Origin of the sequence: Pantoea sp. CTOTU50773, assembly GCF_032082325.1 — a bacterium.
Taxonomy (GTDB): domain Bacteria; phylum Pseudomonadota; class Gammaproteobacteria; order Enterobacterales; family Enterobacteriaceae; genus Pantoea; species Pantoea communis.
The window spans coordinates 12,282-14,289 of the sequence record NZ_DAMDQC010000109.1 but is presented as its reverse complement, the minus strand read 5'-3'; the positions used below and the strand labels follow the sequence as shown (position 1 = coordinate 14,289).

Here is a 2,008-nt window from a genome sequence, read left to right as displayed (position 1 = left end):
CGCTGGTGGTATTCACCTTCTCCAGTTTCACGCCCATCTCGTTGGCCGGTGCGTTGGCCAAATCACCGTCATGACCATCCGGGTTGCCGTCTTTGACATAAAGACCAAAGGGGGCAAAGCTCAGGCAGTCGTCGACACGGAGCGGGCCGCGTTGCAGTACGTTCTGCAGGGCCGATTGCGGTGCGGTGCCAGCCTCTTTTTTTACTTCGGTGGGTGTGCAGCCAGCTAAAACCAGTAACGCCAGCGCAGCGGCGCCGAATTTAAGCGATGTTGTGTTCATTTTATGCTCTCTATAAAATGGTTATGAGTCGGCGTAACACCGATATTTCACAGCAAAATGAAAAGCATCAATTAATAACAGGCTGTCCTGGTGTTGGCGAAGAAAATAAAAAATCGTCAGCCTGTTTTAACCGTAATAATTATTTACGATCGGCGCGGAAGCATTTCATATCCACTTCCACTTTGCAGTCGACCACTAAATCCTGCACGCTGCAAATGCGTGCCGGTGGATTTCCACTGAATATCTCACTGAATACTTTATTAAAGGAACTGAAGTAGCGTGCGTCGGTCAGCACGGCTGTGACGTGTACCACATCTTCCACGCGATAACCTGCCTCGCGCATGATGGTCAGGCAGTTATCAAATGCTAACTGGGTCTGTTCAATGATACCGCCTTCCACCACTTCACCGTCGCGCATCGGCGTCTGGCCTGAGATATACAGCCAGCCATCGGCCTCTACCGCACGGGCGAAGGGCAACATTTGCCCACCAGTGCCGGTCCCGCCTTCAATGCCATAACGTTTTATCGTCATGCAAATTGCCTCATTTCTGGAGTTGTTAGTCTGTCCGATATATCAGACTCAAATCTGCAATACCGGATAGGGCAAGATTTGCACAGTGGATTTGCTTTTGCAATATGTGATCGGCTATTTAATTTTTTGTGATGTAGTCGGGATCGCAAAATAAATTTATTGCGGAGTGTTCGTTTAATAAGAATGTGACCTTCGTCGAACATTTTTAATGTCAGCAAAAAATCGTTGCGCCAAAATGAGGCCCCAAAATAGGTCGCCATAATATAACGTCAGTGACTAATTTTTATTTTTACGGGGATGGGTAATTGTTGCATTGGGGTGTATGATGCTTTTCTTTTTTCATGTATTCCAATCGCACCAATGCAACAGGGGAGTAAGCGTATGCCGGATGAAAAACCGTCACGGGCGCGCGGTGTTGACCGGGTTATTGATATTTTCCGTCAGTTGCATATCGCCCGTCAGCCGATGGCGATGCGCGATTTGATCGATGCCACTGGCGCACCCCGATCCAGCGTTTATGAGTTGGTCAGTTTGCTCAGTGAAGCCGGGCTGGTGGAATTAGATGCAGATGGTGCGGTGTTTTTCGGTCGCGAGATGCACTATTACGGTGCGGATTACATGGCGCACAACGATCTGATCCGGCGCGCGCATCAGTTGATGGTCGAGATTGTGGCGCGCCATGGCGAAACAGTGCAGCTTTGTATGCTGGAGGGCAACAAGTACACGGTGGTGCTGTCCGAGAGCAGCAACGCGCACCCCTTCAAGATCACCTCAGATATCGGCGTACGCGTGCCCATCACCTGGACCGCGACTGGGCGTTTACTGCTGAGTAACTGGTCTGATAGCGCGATCCTCGATTTGATTCCAGAAGAAGATTACCGTCTGGCCAGCGGGCAGATTCTCGATAAGCAGGCGTTTCTCGATGAAATCCATCATGCCGGTAGGCTGGGCTATTGCATGACGGAAGGGCTCTCCGAAAGCTTTACCTGCTGTATGGCCGCGCCGATTCGCTCACGCAGCGGCCAGGCGGTGGCGGCGATCTGCTTTATGGTCAGCCGTGATACGTCGCAAGAGCGTCGGCAGATGCTGTTGCAGGAGTTGATTACCTCCGGGCAGAAGCTGTCCGATTTCACCTGACGCGCATTTCCCTGCTGCGGCGGCTTGCGGGCTGCCTGCAGGGAACGGATAATCCATCT

General features: G+C 51.3%; 2 protein-coding genes and 1 pseudogene. 1 reads left to right on the top strand and 2 read right to left on the bottom strand.

From position 1 onward, the window contains the following. Together RT340_RS16165 and RT340_RS16160 are read right to left on the bottom strand one after the other, a co-directional pair. Nucleotides 1-280: pseudogene (locus tag RT340_RS16165) on the bottom strand (amino acid ABC transporter substrate-binding protein); the annotation flags it as partial. A gap of 139 nt (nt 281-419) precedes the next feature. Next, on the bottom strand, nt 420-812 hold the full coding sequence (locus RT340_RS16160; RefSeq protein ID WP_058960439.1) for a RidA family protein: 393 nt from the start codon (nt 810-812) through the stop codon (nt 420-422). Nucleotides 813-1,193: 381 nt separating this feature from the next. Here RT340_RS16160 and RT340_RS16155 point away from each other — a divergent pair, with 381 nt between their 5' ends. Further along, the gene (locus RT340_RS16155; protein WP_097117651.1) at nt 1,194-1,949 is read left to right on the top strand and encodes an IclR family transcriptional regulator; all 756 of its coding nucleotides are present in this window, start codon (nt 1,194-1,196) and stop codon (nt 1,947-1,949) included. The last annotated feature ends 59 nt before the right edge of the window (nt 1,950-2,008 follow it).